Source organism: Streptomyces sp. AP-93 (assembly GCF_022808175.1).
GTDB lineage: Bacteria > Actinomycetota > Actinomycetes > Streptomycetales > Streptomycetaceae > Streptomyces.
In genome coordinates, this window is sequence record NZ_JALGBX010000018.1 from 118,695 (window position 1) to 136,429 (window position 17,735).

12 protein-coding genes and 1 pseudogene are annotated in these 17,735 nt (G+C 73.3%); 6 read left to right on the plus strand and 7 right to left on the minus strand.

Going from position 1 to position 17,735, the window contains the following annotated elements:
• Positions 1 to 193: 193 nt before the first annotated feature.
• Positions 194 to 1,282: an AAA family ATPase gene (locus tag MTF69_RS27355; RefSeq protein WP_374324024.1), complete on the plus strand. Its 1,089-nt coding sequence runs from the start codon at positions 194 to 196 to the stop codon at positions 1,280 to 1,282.
• A complete protein-coding gene (locus MTF69_RS43045; protein ID WP_308401459.1) occupies positions 1,279 to 5,019 on the plus strand; it encodes an SAV_2336 N-terminal domain-related protein in 3,741 nt (1,246 codons plus the stop codon). The genes MTF69_RS27355 and MTF69_RS43045 overlap by 4 nt, the downstream gene beginning before the upstream one ends.
• A gap of 60 nt (positions 5,020 to 5,079) precedes the next feature.
• Here MTF69_RS43045 and MTF69_RS27370 read toward each other — a convergent pair whose 3' ends face one another.
• The 5 genes from MTF69_RS27370 to MTF69_RS27390 form a co-directional block, all read right to left on the minus strand.
• Positions 5,080 to 5,895, minus strand: a complete 816-nt coding sequence (locus MTF69_RS27370; protein ID WP_243338809.1) for a hypothetical protein — start codon at positions 5,893 to 5,895, stop codon at positions 5,080 to 5,082.
• Positions 5,895 to 7,157, minus strand: a complete 1,263-nt coding sequence (locus MTF69_RS27375; RefSeq protein WP_243338811.1) for a VWA domain-containing protein — start codon at positions 7,155 to 7,157, stop codon at positions 5,895 to 5,897. The genes MTF69_RS27370 and MTF69_RS27375 overlap by 1 nt, the downstream gene beginning before the upstream one ends.
• A gap of 64 nt (positions 7,158 to 7,221) precedes the next feature.
• Complete coding sequence (gene cydB / locus MTF69_RS27380; protein WP_243338814.1) at positions 7,222 to 8,202, minus strand: cytochrome d ubiquinol oxidase subunit II; 981 nt, start codon at positions 8,200 to 8,202, stop codon at positions 7,222 to 7,224.
• Positions 8,203 to 8,255: 53 nt separating this feature from the next.
• Entirely contained in the window at positions 8,256 to 9,836 is a 1,581-nt protein-coding gene (locus MTF69_RS27385; RefSeq protein ID WP_243338822.1) for a cytochrome ubiquinol oxidase subunit I, read from the minus strand.
• Positions 9,833 to 11,098 carry a TDT family transporter gene (locus MTF69_RS27390; protein WP_243338823.1) on the minus strand — a complete coding sequence of 422 codons (1,266 nt, stop codon included), beginning with the start codon at positions 11,096 to 11,098 and terminating at the stop codon, positions 9,833 to 9,835. The genes MTF69_RS27385 and MTF69_RS27390 overlap by 4 nt, the downstream gene beginning before the upstream one ends.
• A gap of 70 nt (positions 11,099 to 11,168) precedes the next feature.
• Here MTF69_RS27390 and MTF69_RS27395 point away from each other — a divergent pair, with 70 nt between their 5' ends.
• The 3 genes from MTF69_RS27395 to MTF69_RS27405 all read left to right on the plus strand — a co-directional run bounded on the left by MTF69_RS27395 (position 11,169) and on the right by MTF69_RS27405 (position 13,041).
• Positions 11,169 to 12,089, plus strand: coding sequence for a LysR family transcriptional regulator (locus MTF69_RS27395; protein ID WP_243338824.1), 921 nt, complete (start codon positions 11,169 to 11,171; stop codon positions 12,087 to 12,089).
• A 112-nt stretch (positions 12,090 to 12,201) separates the two neighbouring features.
• Entirely contained in the window at positions 12,202 to 12,360 is a 159-nt protein-coding gene (locus MTF69_RS27400; protein WP_243338825.1) for a hypothetical protein, read from the plus strand.
• A gap of 12 nt (positions 12,361 to 12,372) precedes the next feature.
• On the plus strand, positions 12,373 to 13,041 hold the full coding sequence (locus tag MTF69_RS27405; protein ID WP_243338826.1) for a disulfide bond formation protein B: 669 nt from the start codon (positions 12,373 to 12,375) through the stop codon (positions 13,039 to 13,041).
• 79 nt (positions 13,042 to 13,120) lie between these two features.
• Here the strand turns inward: MTF69_RS27405 and MTF69_RS27410 are convergent.
• Positions 13,121 to 14,223 (minus strand): annotated as a pseudogene (locus tag MTF69_RS27410) (TDT family transporter).
• 164 nt (positions 14,224 to 14,387) lie between these two features.
• On the opposite strand from MTF69_RS27410, the gene MTF69_RS27415 reads away from it, so the two are divergent.
• Complete coding sequence (locus MTF69_RS27415) at positions 14,388 to 14,951, plus strand: dihydrofolate reductase family protein (RefSeq protein ID WP_243338827.1); 564 nt, start codon at positions 14,388 to 14,390, stop codon at positions 14,949 to 14,951.
• A 65-nt stretch (positions 14,952 to 15,016) separates the two neighbouring features.
• On the opposite strand, the gene MTF69_RS27420 is transcribed toward MTF69_RS27415, so the two are convergent.
• A complete protein-coding gene (locus MTF69_RS27420; protein WP_243338828.1) occupies positions 15,017 to 17,632 on the minus strand; it encodes a PQQ-binding-like beta-propeller repeat protein in 2,616 nt (871 codons plus the stop codon).
• Positions 17,633 to 17,735 lie beyond the last annotated feature (103 nt).

The window sequence follows — 17,735 nt, forward strand, 5'->3', positions numbered from 1 at the left end:
CGGGGCCGGACCATGGGCCCCATCCCGGGCTTGGGCCCCATCCCGGGCTTGGGCCGGACCCAGGGCTTGGGACCGACCCCGGGCCCGACGCCGACCCTGGGCCCGGGCAGGACCCCGAATTCGCATCCGCACCGATCCCGATGACCGTTCGCGGCGACGGCCCGCGACACCGACGATGGAGGCAGAGGCTGTGGTGAAGGACTGGTGGCTGTACCAAGGGACCGGCGAGGCCGCCGAGCGCCGGGCCAGGCTGGAGGCCGGACCGCCACCGCCCTGGCGCGACTTCAAGGGCGTGCCCGACCCGGGGTACACGCCCCCCGGCTGCGCGGGGGAGGCCTGGGAGCGCACCTGGCGGCGCGGCGAGGGCTACGTGCCCGACGAGCTGGAGAAGGACGTGGTCAACACTGCCCTGCACCTGCGCCGGCCGCTGCTGATCACCGGCAAGCCGGGGGTCGGCAAGTCCACGCTCGCCTCCAGCATCGCAGCCGACCTCGACCTGGGACCGGTACTGCACTGGCCGGTCACCAGCCGCACCGTCCTGCGCGACGGCCTGTACCTGTACGACGCGATCGGCCGGCTCCAGGAAGCCGGGCTGGAGCAGTTGCGCACGCCCGGAGCCGAGCCGCCCGCTGCCCGCCCCCAGACCCCCGCCCAGTCCCAGTCCCAGACCCCGGCCCCCGCGGACGGCGGACCGTCCATCGCCCGCTACCTGCGCCTCGGCCCCCTCGGTACGGCCCTCCTGCCCCAGGACCGCCCCCGCGTCCTGCTCGTGGACGAGATCGACAAGAGCGATATCGACCTCCCCGGAGACCTCCTCACCGTCTTCGAGGACGGCGGCTTCGTGATCCCCGAGCTCGCCCGGCTCGTCAAGGAGGCCCCCACCGTCTCCATCGGCACCGACGACGACACGGACGCGGCCGTCCGGATCTCCCAAGGCCGCGTCCAGTGCCGGTACTTCCCCATCGTCGTCCTCACCAGCAACGGCGAACGCGATTTCCCGCCCGCCTTCCTGCGCCGCTGCGTCCGGCTCCACCTGGACCCGCCGGGACCCGACAAACTCGCCCGCATCGTGCGTGGCCGGCTCGGCGTCGACATCGAGAACAGCGACGAGTACCGAGATCTCGTCCAGAGCTTCCTGGAACGCGCCGAGGACGGCGACCTCGCCACCGACCAGCTCCTCAACGCCATCCAGCTCCGGCTGGCCGGCGCCTGGTCCGCCCCCGGCGACCGCGAACGCTTCCTCGCCACCGTCATGCACCACCTCACCGGACCCTCCGCGTGATCGAGAGGCTCCTCGCCGCCCTGGCCGAAGGCGCCGAGGACAACGGCCCGCGCCCCGGAGTCGGAGCGGAGGAGATCGCCGACATCCTGTGGCTCGCGACCCGGGTGGACGCGGCCGCCCTCCGCCCGGAGCCTCCCGCAGCGCCCCCCGCCGCCGCCCCCGAACCCGCCGCCATCGCAGCGGAGTCACCCCCCAAGACGCGCGGCGGCGCCGTCGAACCGGGAGTCCAGTACTTCCCCGCGGCCGCCCCCGCCCCCGCCCCCGCCCCCGACGCCCCCGCGGACCCCTCCGCCGGCCGGACCGCGGGAGGCACCCCCGGCGGCGCGCCCGCGCCGGCCGCGCGCCGGGGCACGGCGGTGCGGCTGCCGCGCGCCGCCACCCTCGACGACCCGCTCGCCCTGATGCGCGCCCTGCGCCCGATCGGCCGCCGCAACATCGGCGGCCCGGGCGAGGAGCTGGACGAACAGCTCACCGTCGAGCGCAGCATCGAGCGGATGGTGCTCACCCCGGTCCTGCGCCCCGCCGAGAGCCGCTGGCTGGACGTGGCCCTGGTCGTCGACTCCCACCACTCGATGCTGCTCTGGTCCGATCTGGTGGAGGAGGTGCGCGGGGTCCTCATCCGCAGCGGAGTCTTCCGCGACGTACGGACCTGGCGGCTCACGGGCACCGGCCCCGGCGGCGCCCCCATGGTCGCGCACCATCGCGACAGCCCGCCCCGCAACCCCCTGGAGCTGGTCGACCCGGCGGCCCGGCGGCTGATCCTGGTCCTCTCCGACACGGTCGCCGGCGGCTGGCGCGAAGCCCCCCTGCGCGGTCTGCTCCGGCAGTGGTCCACGCACAACGCCGTGGCCGTACTGAACGTCCTGCCCGAGCGGCTCTGGACGCGCGGCGCGGTCCAGCCGGTCCCCTTCGCCGTCCGCGCGGACCGGCCCGCGGCGGCCACCCGCTCCTGGCAGCGGGTCCCGGTCGCCCGGCGGGCCCGCGGCGGCGGGGCGGTGGTCCCGGTCGTCGGCATCGCCTCCGGGAGCCTGGCCCGGCTGGTGCGGGTGGTGTCCGGCGACGGCCGCTGGCGGCGGCTCGCGTGCCTGCGCCTCGACGCGGAACCCGCGCGCGGTGTCCCGTACGAGGCACCCGGGGCTCCGAAGCTCTTCCCGGACCCCCTGGAGGCGGTGGAGCGCTTCCGCGCGAGCGCCTCGCCGACGGCCCAGCGCCTCGCCGACCACCTGGCCGCCGTACCGCTCACCCTGCCCGTGATGACCCTCGTACGCCGGTCCCTGCTGCGGGAGTCCGAGCACGGCCACCTCGCGGAAGTGGCCCTGGGCGGGCTGCTCGCTCCCTGGGACGGCGAACAGGACGCCGACACCGCCCAGTTCGAGTTCCTGCCGGGCGTACGGGAGGCCCTGCTCGGATCGCAGCTGCGCGGTGACGTGGCCTCCGTACGGGAGCTGGTGCGGCGGCGCGTGTGGGAGTACATGTCCCACAAACGCGGCACCGGCCGGGACTTCACGGCCATCCGCCGGGGGCCCCGGGGCGGGGGACGGCGCGAACTGGCGCCGGAGGCCATGCCGTTCGCCCTCGCCGCCGGGCCGGTGTCGGGGCTGGCCGACCGGGTGGTGCGGGTCCGACTCGAGTCGCAGCGGGAGCCGCAGGCGGTGGGCGTGCTGCTGTCGCCCCGGCTGGTCCTGACGGTCGTCGGCGATGCGCAGACCGGGCCGCCGCACACCTCGGCCTGGGTCCGGGTCGACGGGCAGGAGGTGCTCTGTCAGCGCGCCTGGGGAGACGGAGCGGCGCCCCAAGTGCTCCTGTTCGTCTCCGACACGGACCTCGTGGACCCGGCGGACTGGACCGAGCCGGCCTGGGCGGAGGGGTTCGCGGGTCCGGGGGATCGCCTGGTCGTGGACGGTGCGACCGATCAGAGCGAGGCGGTGGCGCTGGCCGCCGGGGTCCTCCCGTACGAGGGGGAGCGCAACGGGGAGCTCGTCCGGCTCTCCGCCGAGCCGGAGGCCTGGACCCACTACGTGGGCTCCCCGGTCTCCCGGGACGGCCTGCTGGTGGGCATCGTGCACACGGTGCTGCGGGACCGGATGGTGTTCCTCACGGGCCAGACGCTGCTGGAGCAGCCGGGGTTCCGCGAGGTCGTGGCGACGCACGCGCGAGGGCTGAACGAGCGGTCCGCGATCTGCCTGGCGGTACTGCCCCGGGTGTTCTCGGGCTCGGACACATGGGTGGGGCGTGCGATCGACGAGCTCCTCGTGGAGGCGATGGCGGACTCGGGGGTGCGCGGGGCGGTGGCAACCCACGAGGGCGGCCTGCGCGTCATGGTGGTGGCGGATCCGGGAGCTCTCGGGAAGACCGGGCTGCTGCTGTCCGCACTCCCCGACGCCCTGGGCCGGCTGCGCGCGAGCTCCCGCGAGCATGGGCTCAGTCTGGCGGTGGCCCTGGCCAGGGGCCCGTTCGCGGGGCAGGGGGAAAGGGCGGACGGGCCGGGGCCGAACGAGGCACTGCGGCTGGTCCGCCACCCGGAGATCACCGCGAGGCTGGACCGGTCGGACACTCGGGACGGCATCCTCTTGCTGGCGGGCGAGTCGCTTGGTGATGTGGACGGGTTCGAGATGTTGACGGTCCGGCGGCTGGGCCCGGAGCCGAGGGCCGGGGGGCCGGGCGACCTGCCGGACGTCATGGGTCCGCGGACCGGGCCGGAGCGCGTACGACCGGCAGGGTGGGTCGTCGAGAACGGTCCCGTCGGGCTGGCCAGGGTGCTGATCAGCGCCGACCTGAGGGCCGACGACCCGGCACTCGACTGGGCGCACTGCGGTGACAGGGCCAGGGCGCAGACTCCGACCGGCTGCATCGGGATCCGGCTGCCGGGCCGGGAGCGCTGCCTGGCCCATGTGACGCTCCCCGAACGGGACGCGTACCTGAGGGAGCTCCGGCCGGGCCATGACATCGACCTGCGGGGCACCACGTTCACCGGTGGTCTGCTCCGCGACGTGCTGATCGCCCTGCAGGACAGGCTGACCGGGCACGTCCGGATGGGGAACGCGGCTTTCGACCGCGCCGACTTCGTCGACGCCTGGAGCACGTCGGGCGCCGAGTTCGAGGGGCGTGTCTCCTTCGACCGGGCCAGATTCACCCAGGGTGCGGGTTTCATGGGCTCCCATTTCAAAGGGACCGCGTCCTTCGGGCGGACCGTGTTCCGCCATGGGGCCACCTTCGAAGGGACCACCTTCGACCGTGACGCACGGTTCGTCATGGCGGACTTCGGTGGCCTCGCGGTCTTCACGGACGCACTGTTCGCCCAGGACCTGGACTTGACCTGGGCGGATCTGTCGAACCAGCTGCGCATGAGCGGGGTGAAGGTCCGGGGGCTGGCCGACTTCTCGCACGCGGTCTTCTTCGGCGGGGACGTGTGGACCCGTGCGGTCTTCCTCCGAACGGCCTCCTTCGCCCACACCCTATGGGGACACCCCGTGGTGTTCGACGAGGTCCGTTTCGAGGGCCATACCGTCTTCGATCAGACGGTGTTCGGGGCTTCGGTGGTCTTCAAGCACGCGGTCTTCGCGGACATGGCGACCTTCGCCGGGGCCGACTTCGCGGACTACGGGGCTTTCGAAGACGTGACCTTCGACGTTCCCGCCGCACTTCCCCTCGCGTGGCGGCCGCTCCTGCCGGAGTCGGGCACCGCGACGTTCCGTCTGGCCGGCGCCGAGGGGGGTACCCCCCGGCCCGGACCGTGACCCCGGTGGATCGGCCGGGTGCGGGGCCTGCCGGTCCCGCACCCGGGCGTGCTCCCCGGGTCAGGCGGTGGGCGGTACCCGTCCCGGGCGGCCCGCGCCGCGGGTCAGGCGGTAGCCGCCGATGCCCGCGAGGGCGGCGAGCAGACCGCCGGCCGCCGTCCAGAGCCAGCGGTCCGACCACCACGTGCCCGACCAGCCGTCGGCCGGTGCGACGCCGGACGCGGTGCCGGCGCCGGGGACGAGCGGTACGGCCAGGGCGTTGTCGGCGGCGTAGGCGCCGCCGACGTCCTCGGCCTCGGCCCGCAGGCGTGCCCGTACCGGCTGGCCGAGGTCCTCCTGCGCGAGGTCGGTGACCGTGAGCCGGACGTAATAGGCCCCGGGCAGCGGGTCGTTGGCCCACTGGTCGGCGCCCGAGCGGACCGGGCGCAGGGTGCAGGACAGGTCGACGGTCGAGGCGTCCTTGGCGGCCGCGGCGGTCTGCGTGCCGTACATGCAGGGCTGGCGGCGGCGCAGGCCGTCGTACACGTCGAGCTGCCACGTGGAGGCGGAGTGTCGGCCGGTCGCGGCGGGCAGGGTGACCGAGGCCCGCACGGTGGCGCGCCGGCCGGAGTCCAGGGGGAGCACCCAGTAGAGGTAGTCGCCGGTGGAGGCGTCGGCCGTGGCCTCCTGGCCCAACTGGAGCGGGGTGGCGGTACGGAAGGCCGTACCGGCCTCGGTCGGACCCTCCCCGGAGCCGCTCGGGCTCGGCGACGGCGAGGCCGCCACCCCGAGGAGGCCGCCGCCCACGAGGAGGGCGGCGGTCAGCGCGCGTCGCGCGCGCCGTCCGGTGGGCGCGGGGCCCTCGTTTCGTTCACGTCGCAGGACGGCAGTACTCATCAGTTGGTCCTCCAGACCGCGATGCGCCAGCGGGAGACCCAGCCCCACACCAGTCCGGCGAGGAGGCCGGTGAGCGCCAGTGCGCCGAGCAGCCACCAGCCGCGTCCGAGGCCGAAGGAGGCCACGTCGGAGGCCCCGTCGGGGCCGTCCACCACGTCGATGGTCAGCTCGACCGGCATGCCCGGGGTGGTCTTGACCGAGGCGGGCGCCGAGAAGGAGTTGCTGACCTGGAGACACACGGTCTCGACCGGCTCCTCGTCGTCGGCGTCCCCGGCCTTGGGGTAGCGCAGCCCGGACGAGATCAGGTCGGTCCGCCCGTCACCGGCCTCCTGGCCGCGTACGATCTCCCGGCCGCTCGCCGTCGTCGCGCGCAGCAGCACGCCGTAGTCGTTGTTCACGGCGCGGTCGGCGCCGATGCTGACCGAGGCCCGCAGTTCCTGGCCCGGTGCCACGGAGACCCGGTACCAGCGGTGCTCCCCGAAGGTCTCGCGGTCGCTGTAGAGACCGGGCTTCAACTCCGGTGCTCCCGCACACTGCTTCGCGCCCTCGGTGGCCACCGGATTGACCACCGGCGTGGCTGCCCGGCCCACCAACTGCCGGACTCTGCCCGAGAGTTCGGCCGTGTGCTGCACGGAGGTGTAAGTGCCGCCGGTGGCCTCGGCGATGCAGATCAGCTGGTCGCGGGTCTTGGCGTCGGGAACGAGCCCGAGCGTGTCGATGACCAGGTGGATCCCCTTGGCCGCGATGTCCCGGGCCACTTCGCAGGGGTCGAGCGGGGCGCAGGTGTCCTCGCCGTCGGTGATGAGCACGATCCGCCGGGTGGCGTCGCCGCCCTTCAGGTCCTCGGCGGCTCCGAGCAGCGCCGGTCCGATGGGCGTCCACCCGGTGGGGGCCAGCGTGGCCACGGCCGTCTTGGCCTCGGTGCGGTCCAGGGGGCCGACGGGGTAGAGCTGCTTGGTGTCCTTGCAGCCGAGGTTCCTGTCGGGGCCGGGGTAGTTGGCGCCCAAGGTCCGTATGCCGAGCTGCACTTCGTCGGGTACGGCGTCCAGCACCTCGTTGAACGCCTGTTTCGCGGCGGACATGCGCGTCTGCCCGTCGATGTCCCGCGCGCGCATCGAGCCGCTGACGTCCAGCACCAACTCGACCTTGGGCGCTTCCTTCGCCACCGGCTCACCGGCGGCGGCACCTGACGGGAACAACCCGACAGCGAGGGTGACGAACAGGCCGCACGCACTGGCCCTCACCCATCTTCTAGTGATCATCGCCGGATCGTATTGAGATTCCCCGCACCCGCCAAACCGAGCACCTGTTCCCGGACCGCCGGGGTCAGCCGACGCGCTTGCGGAAGACCCAGTACGTCCACGTCTGGTAGGCGAGGACGACGGGGGTCATGAACGCGGCGACCCAGGTCAGGATCTTCAGCGCGTACGGACTCGCGGCCGAGCCCGCGACGGTCAGGCTCCAGGCGGGGTTGGTGGAGGAGGGCATGACATCGGGGAAGAGGGAGAGGAAGAGAACGGCGACGGTGGCGGCGACGGCCGTCGCGGACAGGGCGAACGCCCGGCCGTCGTGGTGCGTCGCGCTCTGTTCCACGGTGGCCACGAGCGCCAGGACGGCCACGCCCAGGACGATGAGCCCGTAGACCTGACGGCCGTTGTGGACCTGCGTCCAGAAGAGGAAGGTGCCGACGACCACGGTGGTGACGTTCGCGAGGGGGCGGACCTTGGCCCGGGCCCGGTCCCGTACCACTCCCTTCGTCTTCAGCGCGGCGAAGAGGACGCCGTGCAGGGTGAAGAGGCACAGGGTGGCCGACGCGCCGAGCAGCGCGTACGGGTGGAGGAGGTCGAGGAGGCCGCCCGTGACGTTCTTGTCCGCGCCGATGGGCACGCCCCGCACCATGTTGGCGAAGATCAGCCCCCACAGGGCGGAGCAGACCAGCGAGGTCCAGAACACGCAGCGGTCGCAGGTGCGCCGCCACCGCTCGTCCTCGCGCTTGTGCCGGTACTCCAGGGCGACGCCGCGCACGATCAGGCACACCAGGACGGCGAGCACGGGCAGGTAGAAGCCGCTGCAGAAGGTGGCGTACCAGTCGGGGAAGGCGGCGAAGGTCGCGCCCACGGCGGTCAGCATCCAGACCTCGTTGCCGTCCCAGACCGGCCCGATGGTGGCGAGGAGCACGCCGCGTTCCTCGGGGTCGCGGGCGAGGAGCCCGGTGAGGACGCCGATGCCGAAGTCGAAGCCCTCCAGGAAGAAGTAGCCGGTCCACAGGAAGGCGATGAGCACGAACCAGAGGTCGTGGAGTTGCACGGGGTGGTCCTCGCGGGGTGGTGGGCCAGTAGGCGGAGGCCGGTGGGCGGAGGTCAGTAGGTGAACGCCCGGGCGGCGCCGGACGCGGTGTCGGACGCGGGGCCGGATACGAGGCCGCCGGGCGTGGGGCCGGACGCGGGGTCGGACGTGGAGCCGGATGCGGGGTCCGTCGCCCCGTCGGTCTGCGGGCCTGCCTTCGCGTACCTGGCCAGGAGCCTGACCTCGACGATCGCGAGCGCGGCATAGAGCAGGGTGAAGACGGACAGGGAGATGACGGCCGAGGTGGTGGAGACCCCGGGCGAGACCGCGTCCCTGGTCTTCAGCAGTCCGTAGACGGCCCACGGCTGGCGGCCCATCTCGGTGAAGATCCAGCCGAAGGAGTTGGCGATCAGCGGGAAGCCCATGGTCAGGGTCCCGGTCCGCCAGGCCCACTTGGTGAGCCGGGGGCCGAGCTCGCGGCGGCGGGTGAGCGCCAGCCGGGGCACTTCGTCCGGGGCGGTGCGCAGGCGCGGGTCGAGCCGCCATCTCGTACGGGTCAGCCACAGGCCGGCCGCTCCGGCCGCGAAGGAGACCATGCCGAAGCCGATCATCAGCCGGAAGCCCCAGAAGGTCATGAAGACGCCGGGGACGTAGTCCTCGGGCCTTCCGCCGAAGCGGGCCGCCTCCTGGCGGGCGGTGTCGTTGATGCCGGGTACGGAGCCGGTGAAGTCGTGGTGGGCGAGGAAGGACAGGACCCCGGGCACCTCGATGGCGACGTCGTTGCGTCCGCGGCTCACGTCACCGACCGCGAAGACGGAGAAGGGGGCGGGAGCCGTGGTGTCCCACAGGGCTTCGGCGGCCGCCATCTTCATCGGCTGCTGCTCGAACATGACCTGGCCGAGGCTGTCGCCGCTCAGCGCGGTGGCCGTGCCCGCGACGACCGCGAGGACGAGCCCCAGGCGCAGCGACGTACGCATCACCGCGGTCCGCATGCCGGGCCCGCTCCGGCTGCGCCGGGCCCGCCGCAGGTGGAAGGCGGCGATGCCGACGACGAAGGCGGCGCCGGTCAGGAAGGAGGCGGACAGGGTGTGCCAGGCCTGGACGAGGGTGGTGTGCTGGGTCAGTACCGCGAGGACGTTGGTGAGCCGGGCCCGTCCCGTGGCCCCGTCCACGGCGTAGCCGACGGGGTGCTGCATCCAGGAGTTGGCCGCGAGGATGAAGTACGAGGAGAGGACGGTGCCGGTCGAGACCATCCAGATGCACGCACAGTGGACCTTCTTCGGCAGCTTGTCCCAGCCGAAGATCCACAGGCCGATGAAGGTGGACTCCAGGAAGAAGGCGATGAGCGCCTCGAAGGCCAGCGGAGCCCCGAAGACGTCGCCGACGAACCGCGAGTAGTCGGACCAGTTCATGCCGAACTGGAACTCCTGGACGATGCCGGTCACCACGCCCAGCGCGATGTTGATCAGGAAGAGCTTGCCCCAGAACTTCGTGGCGTGAAGGTACTTCTCCTTGCCGGTCCGCACCCAGGCCGTCTCCAGCCCCGCGGTGACGGCCGCCAGGCTGATCGTGAGCGGGACGAAGAGGAAGTGGTAGACGGTGGTGATGCCGAACTGCCAGCGGGCCATGGTCTCCGGTGCCAGTGCGAGGTTCACGAGGCGGCCCGCACCGCGGCGAGGTGGGCGGGGGCGGGAGCGGCGGTGACGGCCGGGGCGCGGGGAGGGAGGAAGAGGGTGCCGCGCAGGGCGCCGCGCGCGGTACGGATCCCCACCACGGCCCAGGCGGTGACCAGGAGTGCGTACAGGGCGACGGCGGCCCAGATGAACAGGTCGGCGCCGGTACGGGCGGCCAGGACGGTGCTGGCGGTGACGCAGGTGCCCACGGGGAAGGTGAACCCCCACCAGGTCAGGCTGAAGGGCAGTCCGCCGACGCGTGCGGTCCGTACGGTGACGGCGGCCGCGACGGCCAGCCACAGCATGGCGAACCCCCAGGTCACCACCCCGAAGATCAGCGCGAACACCTGGAGGCCCTGGGCGTAGGGGGCGGGCAGGGCCGAGGGGGCGGCGTTGGCGAGCAGCCCGGCGGCGGTGACCGACTGGCCGAGGGGGCCGAGCACGATCCAGAGGGTGGGGACGGTGCCCGCGGCGGGCATGGGGTGGTGCACCAGCCGGGAGTAGATCATCGTGATGATCAGGAGCGCGGCGATCAGGCTGATGCCGAACATCGCGAGGCAGGCCAGGATCATGGTCAGCCGCAGTTGGCCGGATCCGGTGTGGGGGATGAGGAAGGCGCCCATCGCGGCGGAGACCATGGGGGGAACCACGGGCATGAGCCAGCCGCCGAAGGCCGCGTCGGGAGCCGCCGCGTGCCGGGTGATCATCCGGTAGGGGACGGCGAAGGCGGCCAGCAGGCCGAGTGCGGTGCCGGTCAGCCAGAGCGCCCAGTCGACGGCGACGGCAGCGTCCGGGCCGATGACGTCCTTGCCCAGCAGCAGGGTGCCGGCGCCGACGGTCATCAGGGCCATGGGGGGAGCGCCGTAGAACTGCGACATCACCGGATCGGCGCCGTGGGCACGGGCGTTGCCGCGGTGCCGCACCCAGTGCACGGCCCAGGCGGCACACATCGCGAGCAGGAGCAGGGCCGCGCCCGCCCACACCACCGTGGCGGCGGTGCGCAGCCCCGGGAACCGCAGGGGCAGGGAGGCCGCCGCATTGGCGACGATCCCGGTTCCCATGACCGAGGCGAACCAGTTCGGCCCCAGGTGCCGGAAGGCGTCGCGGGGGCGTTCGAGGTCTCGCAGCAGCCGGCGCTGCGAGGGGGCGGAGGGCGTGGAGGGTGCGGAGGGCTTGGAGGGTGTGGAGGGTGTGGAGGGGGCTGAGGCTGTGGAAGGGGTGGAAGGCGCGGTCCTGGTGCTCATGGGTCCACCATCGGCCGGTGCCACGCGTCGCGGTAGCGGCACCGGATCGATGCATCCATAGAATGGCTCTATGCCCATCTCCCCCCGCGTCCCCGACCTCCCCGCCCTCGACCTGCTGCTCAGCGTCATCGAGCTCGGCAGTCTGGGACGGGCCGCCGAGGCGCACGGCATCAGCCAGCCCTCGGCCAGCTCCCGCATCCGCTACCTGGAGAAGCTCGTCGGCCTGCCCGTACTGGAACGCTCCTCGCTCGGCTCCAAGCCCACCCCGGCCGGGGCGCTGATCGCCGAGTGGGCCCGGACCGTGATCGACGCGGCGCACGAGCTGGACGCCGGCATCGGCGCCCTGCGCGAACGGCGCAGCTCCCACCTGAAGGTCGCGGCCAGCCAGACGGTCGCCGAGTACCTGGTCCCCAAGTGGCTCATCGGGCTGCGTGCGCAGCATCCCGCCACCAGCGTCGCCCTCGAATCGGGCAACTCCGCCGACGTGGCACGGGCGGTCCTGGACGGCCGCGCCGAGCTGGGCTTCATCGAGAGCCCCCGCGCGCCGAAGGGGCTGGAGAGCCGTGCCGTGGCCAGGGACCGGCTCCGCGTCGTGGTGGCGCCGGCGCACCCCTGGGCGCGGCGCACCGCCATCACGCTCGACGAACTCGCCGCCGCCTCCCTGATCCAGCGGGAGGCGGGATCCGGTACGCGCACCGCCTTCGAGCGCGCGATCACGGCCCACCTGCCCGACTGGAAGCCCTCCGCCCTGCTCGAACTGGCCTCCACCACCGCCATCAAGACCGCCGTGGCCGGCGGCGGCGGCCCCGCCGTCCTCAGCTCGCTCGCCGTCGCCGACGAACTGGCCGCCGGCACCCTGCGGTCCCCGACGGTCACCGGTCTCGAACTCGGCCGCTCGCTGCGCGCCGTCTGGCCCACCGGCCGGCGTCCGACCGGGCCGGCCCGGGACCTGTACGCCCTGGCGCGCAGGCAGCTCGCCGCGGGGGCATAGATGAGGGATGGCCATAGATTCGTTCTATGGATCCATTGATCCGTTGCCGCTACCGGGCCGGAAGTCCCCGCCGGAGGATGAACACGTAAGCCTCCGATGAAGCAGGGACACCATGTACACCATCCTCTTCCTCCTGATCTCCGTATGCGTCCTGGCAGTCGTCCGCGACTGGCCAGGCAGGACACGGCTCCTGCTGTGGGCGGGAACCCTGAGCGTCACGCTCCTCACGTTCCTCCCCCACCTCGACCGCGCCTTCAACCTGAGCTTCTGAGGAGGAGCAGCCATGTCCATCACCGAAACCACCGAAACCACCGAAACCACCACCCCCGGAGCCCGCCCCGCGGCGACCCGCACCACCGCCGGGCTCACCCAGCGCCTCGGCCTCTGGTTCGCCCACGTCTACGTGCTGGGGATGTGCGCCACCATCGGCGGCGCCTACGTCTTCCAGTTCGGGCTGTGGGAGTACCCCTGCCCCATGTGCCTCCTGCAGCGGATGTTCATGCTGCTCAGCGCCATCGGGCCCGCCATGATCATCGCCCGCTCCCGCAAGGGCCCCGTCACCACCCGGGAGTTCGCCTCCGGCTGGGGCGTCGCCATCGTCTCGGCCCTCGTCGGCGGGACCGTCTCCGGCGCACAGGTGCTGATGCACATCGCCCCCGGAGACCCCGGGTACGCCGGCGCCCTCTTCGGCCTGCACCTGTACACCTGGGCCGCCATCACCTTCTTCCTGGCCGCCCTCGCCGCCGGCGTCAACCTCGTCCTGGCCGATCAGGCCGCACCCCTGGACGCCGCAGCCGGCTCGCCCGCCCTTCGCCGCGCCGCCACCCTCACCCTGGCCGTCCTGGCCCTCTTCGCCGTCAGCAACCTCATCGCCTGCTTCTTCCTGCAGGGCTTCCACTGGCAGATGCCCGGAGACCCCACCGGCTACCGGTTCTTCACCGACCTCTTCTGAGGCCGGGGCATTCCTTCCCCGGCCGGCCACCTGGCCCGGCCGGGGAATCGGCACGTGTGGATCCTGAGGGGCCGGCCCCTTACGAGGCCGGGGCGAGGGTCCCGGCGAACAGTCCGCGCAGCGTCTGGATCCCGGCCGTGAGCCAGGCCAGCACGAGGAACACGTAGAGCCCGCCCGCGAGCCAGGCGCAGGCGGTCAGCCCGGTGTGCCGTGCGAGCCCCTCCGCGCCGGTGACGCAGGTGCCGACGGGGAAGGTGAGGGCCCACCAGGTCATCGAGAACCCCATGCCGCGGCGCCGGGCCCGCAGCACCACCGCGCCCGCCAGCGCGAACCAGAGCAGGGCGAAACCCATCGTCGGCACCCCGTAGAGCACCGCGAGCATCCTGAAACCCTCGGAGTAGGGGTCCCGGAGCACCTGCGGCGCGGCATCGGCGAAGTTGTTCGCCGCCGTCGTGGACTGCCCCAGCGGGCCGAGCACCAGGAAGAGCGTGGGCGTCAGGGCGAGCGGCAGCCGCGGGCCCGCCAGCAGCCGCGCGAAGATGATGGGCAGCAGGCACAGCGTCGCCAGCAGGCTCATGCCGAACATCGCGTAGCAGCCGAGCAGGAGGGCCTGTCGCCACTGGCCGGCCGGCAGGTGCGGGAGCAGCAGCGGTCCGAGCGCGGCGGCGACCATGGGCGCGACCACGGGCAGGATCCACACCGGCGAGGCGCTGCCCGGCTTCAGCTCGTGCCGCAGCGCCATCAGATAGGGGATGGCGGCGGCCACCAGCAGCCCGACGGCCGTGCCGGCCGCGTAGAGCACCGCGTCCACGGCGACGGCCGCGCCCAGGCCGATCCAGTCCTTCCCGACCAGCAGCGTGCCCGCTCCCACCGCCAGCAGGGCCATGGAGAGGCAGCCGTAGAACGGCGCCACCGCCGGATCGAGCAGATGGGCGCGCGCCTGGTCGCCGTGGCGGGCCCAATGGACCGTGCGGGTGATGAGCAGCACCGCCAGCATCACCGCGGACAGGGCCCAGACCACCGTGCAGGCCGTACGCAGGCCCGGGATGCGCCAGGGGAGGGCCACGCCGGCGTTGGCCACATCACGCTCGCGTACCAGTTCGGGCCGAGCTGCCGCACCCGCGAGCCCCGGGAGCCGGTCACGGTGGGGAGCGCGGAGCTGGTCCGGGAGGGTGCGGTCATACGTCAACGGTGACCGGCCGCGCTCATCCCGACCACTCGGCGTCCTGCCGGCGCCCCCGACACCGGCTTCCGGGGGGTGGGATCTGAGGGATTTCGCGAGTCGCGACGAGTCCTGCGGAGTCCGGCGGTCGTACTGTCGAACCCGTTACCGAGGAGGACTTCTGATGCGCAGCGTGACCTATTCGATGGGCGTATCGCTCGACGGCTACATCGTCGGGCCGGACGGTGACTTCGACTGGACGGAGCCCGTCGAGGAGGTCTTCCGCTTCTGGATCGACGAGATTCGAGACGTCGGCGTCCACCTGTTGGGACGACGGCTGTACGAGACGATGCTGTACTGGGAGACCGCCGACCAGGATCCAGCACTCGACGACTCGATGCGCGAGTGGACCGCGCTCTGGAAGCCGCTCCCGAAGGTGGTGTTCTCCACCACGCTGTCGGCGGTGCAGGGCAATGCACGCCTGGCCTCCGGAAGCCTGGCGGAGGAGATCGAGCGGTTGCGAGCCGAGCCGGGGGAGGGCGACATCGCGATCGGCGGCGCGACGCTCGCCGCCGAGGCGGCCGCGTCGGGTCTGATCGACGAGTACCGGGCCATGGTCTACCCGGTGCTGGTCGGCGGTGGCATTCCGTTCTTTCCCCGGCGCGAGCGCCGGGTGGACCTCGAACTCGTCGAGACTCGCACTTTCAGCTCGAAGGTCGTCTACCTCCGTTACCGCGTGGCGCGCTAGGCGGCGATGGTTCGGTTCGGTTCGGTGCGGGGCGGAATCCGCCGTGGGCCGCCGCGGAACAGGTCCTAGACCGGGGAGGGTTGGACGGACGACCACCCCTTGGTGGTGGGGGTGAAGACGATTCCGCCCACCACCAGGAAACCGAACGGGTCGTCGGCTCCGGGGCGGACGCCGCCCGGGACCGGGAACCGGCCGGTCTGTTTGCGGGAGACCAGGTCGATGACCACGCCCGAGGTCCGGCACCGTACGTACGCCAGCCCGCCCGTCACCACCACCGCGTTCGCGGCCTCCGGTCGCTCCGGGTCGGTGCACTCCTGCGCGAGCGGAATCCGCCACACGGCGCCGCCGGACTCCTGGTTGAGCTCCATGAACCCCGGCTCGCCGCCCGCCGCGGTCGCCATCAGGTACACCTTGTCCCCGACCACCGCCGGTCCGGACAGCGTGGTGCCGGCGTACGGGAGGTCCGCGCTCCGCCGCCGCGCCGGCTCACCGCGCAGCACCCCGGCCCCGTTCTCCTTGTTGCACAGGAAGACGGTCGCCCCGCTCTCGTCCCGTCCCAGCGTCAGTCCGCGCGTCTCGCAGGTCCCGGGCATCGTGAAGCGGGTGCCGTCCTGGGGAGTCCCGAACGGCAGCTTCTTCCCCGTGGCCCCGTCGAGGGCGGTCACGAAGCTCTCGAACCCCATGTCGGCGTTCTGGGCCCGCCCTTGTACGTACACCCGGTCCCCGTCGACGCGCAGCGCCGGATAGCCGTCGTCCGACCCGGACACCTCCTGCTGCCACAGGACCTTCCCGTACCGGGTCTCCAGCGCGGTGACCGTGCCGGACGCGGAGACCGCGAACACCCGGCCGCCGTCCGCGTCCAGCACCGGCCGCCGCAGCTTCTCCTTGGTGGGGAACTCCCACCGGGGGGTGCCCTCGGCGAGGTCCAGCGCGGAGAACCCCCTGCTGTCGAGCGCGATCACCGTGCGGGTTCCGGCGACCGCTCCCGGGGCCACGACCGGGGCCTGCCCGTCCGCGGCGCCTTCCAGCATCTGCCCCCACAGCAGTTCGCCGGTCGCCGCGTCGAACCGGCTGATCGCGTCGCCCGGCAGCTCCTTGCCGGGGCGGGGCGAGGTGCACACCAGTGAGGACTCCGCGTACGCGCAGGACCCCATGCGGTCGCCGCCGTTCCAGGCCCGCCACCCGGCGGGACGCCGGGCGGGCGTGTCCGCGTAGGCACGGCTGCCACCCGGGCTGCCGCCCTCGGTGGCCACGTACGGCGCGAGGCTCCCGGTGACCGCCGGCCGGGAGGGCGCAGTCGTGGCCCCGCCGGGGCTGCCCGAGGGGCCGGGCGTCCCGGAGGGCCCGGCGGACGACTCGGGGGCCTTCGCGTTGTCCCGGGAACCGCCGTCCAGGGGGGAGAGCCGCAGGTAAACCCCGCCGCCGGCCAGCAGCGAAGCCACGAGCGCGCCGGCGAGGAGGGAACGCCTGCGGGGGCTGAGGGGGATGAGGGGGCTGCGGGAGCTGCGGGGCCTGCGCAGCCGCCGGGGCCGCACGGCCGCCGCCACGTCTCCGGCGGGGCCGGTCGGCGGCCCGGAGCGCCGGGTGAGCGGCCCGCCGGTGTCCTCGGCTCCTTCCCCGGGCCCGGTGGGAGATCCCGCCGGGCCGCCGGTGCCGTCTGCGTCGGTGCCGTCTGCGCCGTCTGCGCCGTCTGCGCCGTCTGCGCCGGCAGCGCCGGCAGCGCCGGCAGCGGCTCCGGCTCCGGCGCCAGTACCAGCACCGGCCGCCGGATCCGTTTCCGCGCCGGCCCGCGAGCCGGTCCAGGTCCCGGCCCCGAGGGGCTTACGGGCCTCCCCGCCCGGCTCCCCGTCCTCGCCGACCGGGTTCTCCCAGTCGGCCGCCGGGATCCGCGCCAGCGCCTCCAACAGCTCGTCCGGGCCGGGCCGGGCGGCCGCCTCCTTGGCCAGGCACACCCCGACCACGCCCCGTAGCGAATCGGCCAGACCCGCGATGTCCGGCGCCTCCGACACCACGCGGTAGGCCGTCATGTAGTGCGACTCCGCCTCGAAGGGCCCCCGCCCGGTCGCGGCGAACACCAGCACCGACCCCAGCGAGAACACGTCCGACGAGGCCCGCACCCGCGCCGGAGCCGACAACTGCTCCGGCGACATGTACGGCGGCGTCCCCAGGATCTGCCCGGTCGAGGTCAGCGTCTGCTGCCCCGTCGCCCGCGAGATCCCGAAGTCGATGACCCGCGGCCCGTCGTCCGTCAGCATGACGTTGTCCGGCTTCAGATCGCGGTGGATCACCCCCGTGGTGTGCAGCTCGCGCAGCGCCTCCACCAGTCCCAGCGCGAGCACGCGCAGCGCGCTCCCGCGCAGCGGCCCGTCCGCCTTCACCCGCGCGCCCAGGGTCCGCCCCGGCACCAGTTGGGTGGCCATCCAGGGCCGCTCCGCGTCCGGGTCGGCGTCCACCACCGCGGCGGTGAAGGCCCCGCTCACCCGCCGGGCGGCCGCCACCTCCTGCCGGAACCGGGTCCGGAACTCCGGGTCGTCGGCGAACTGCTGGTGCACCAGCTTCACCGCGACGAGCCGCCCCGAAGCGGCCCGCCCCGAGTACACCGTCCCCATCCCGCCGGAACCCAGCCGGGCGATCAGGACATACCCGCCGATCGCCCGCGGATCCCCGTCCCGCAGTGTCATGTCCCGCCCCGCCCACCCGTGTACGTCCGTCGGCGGCACCCTATCCCGGACCTGCGCACTCGTAGCGTGAAAGAGCTCCCCGACCTGCGCGGATCCGTGGGCG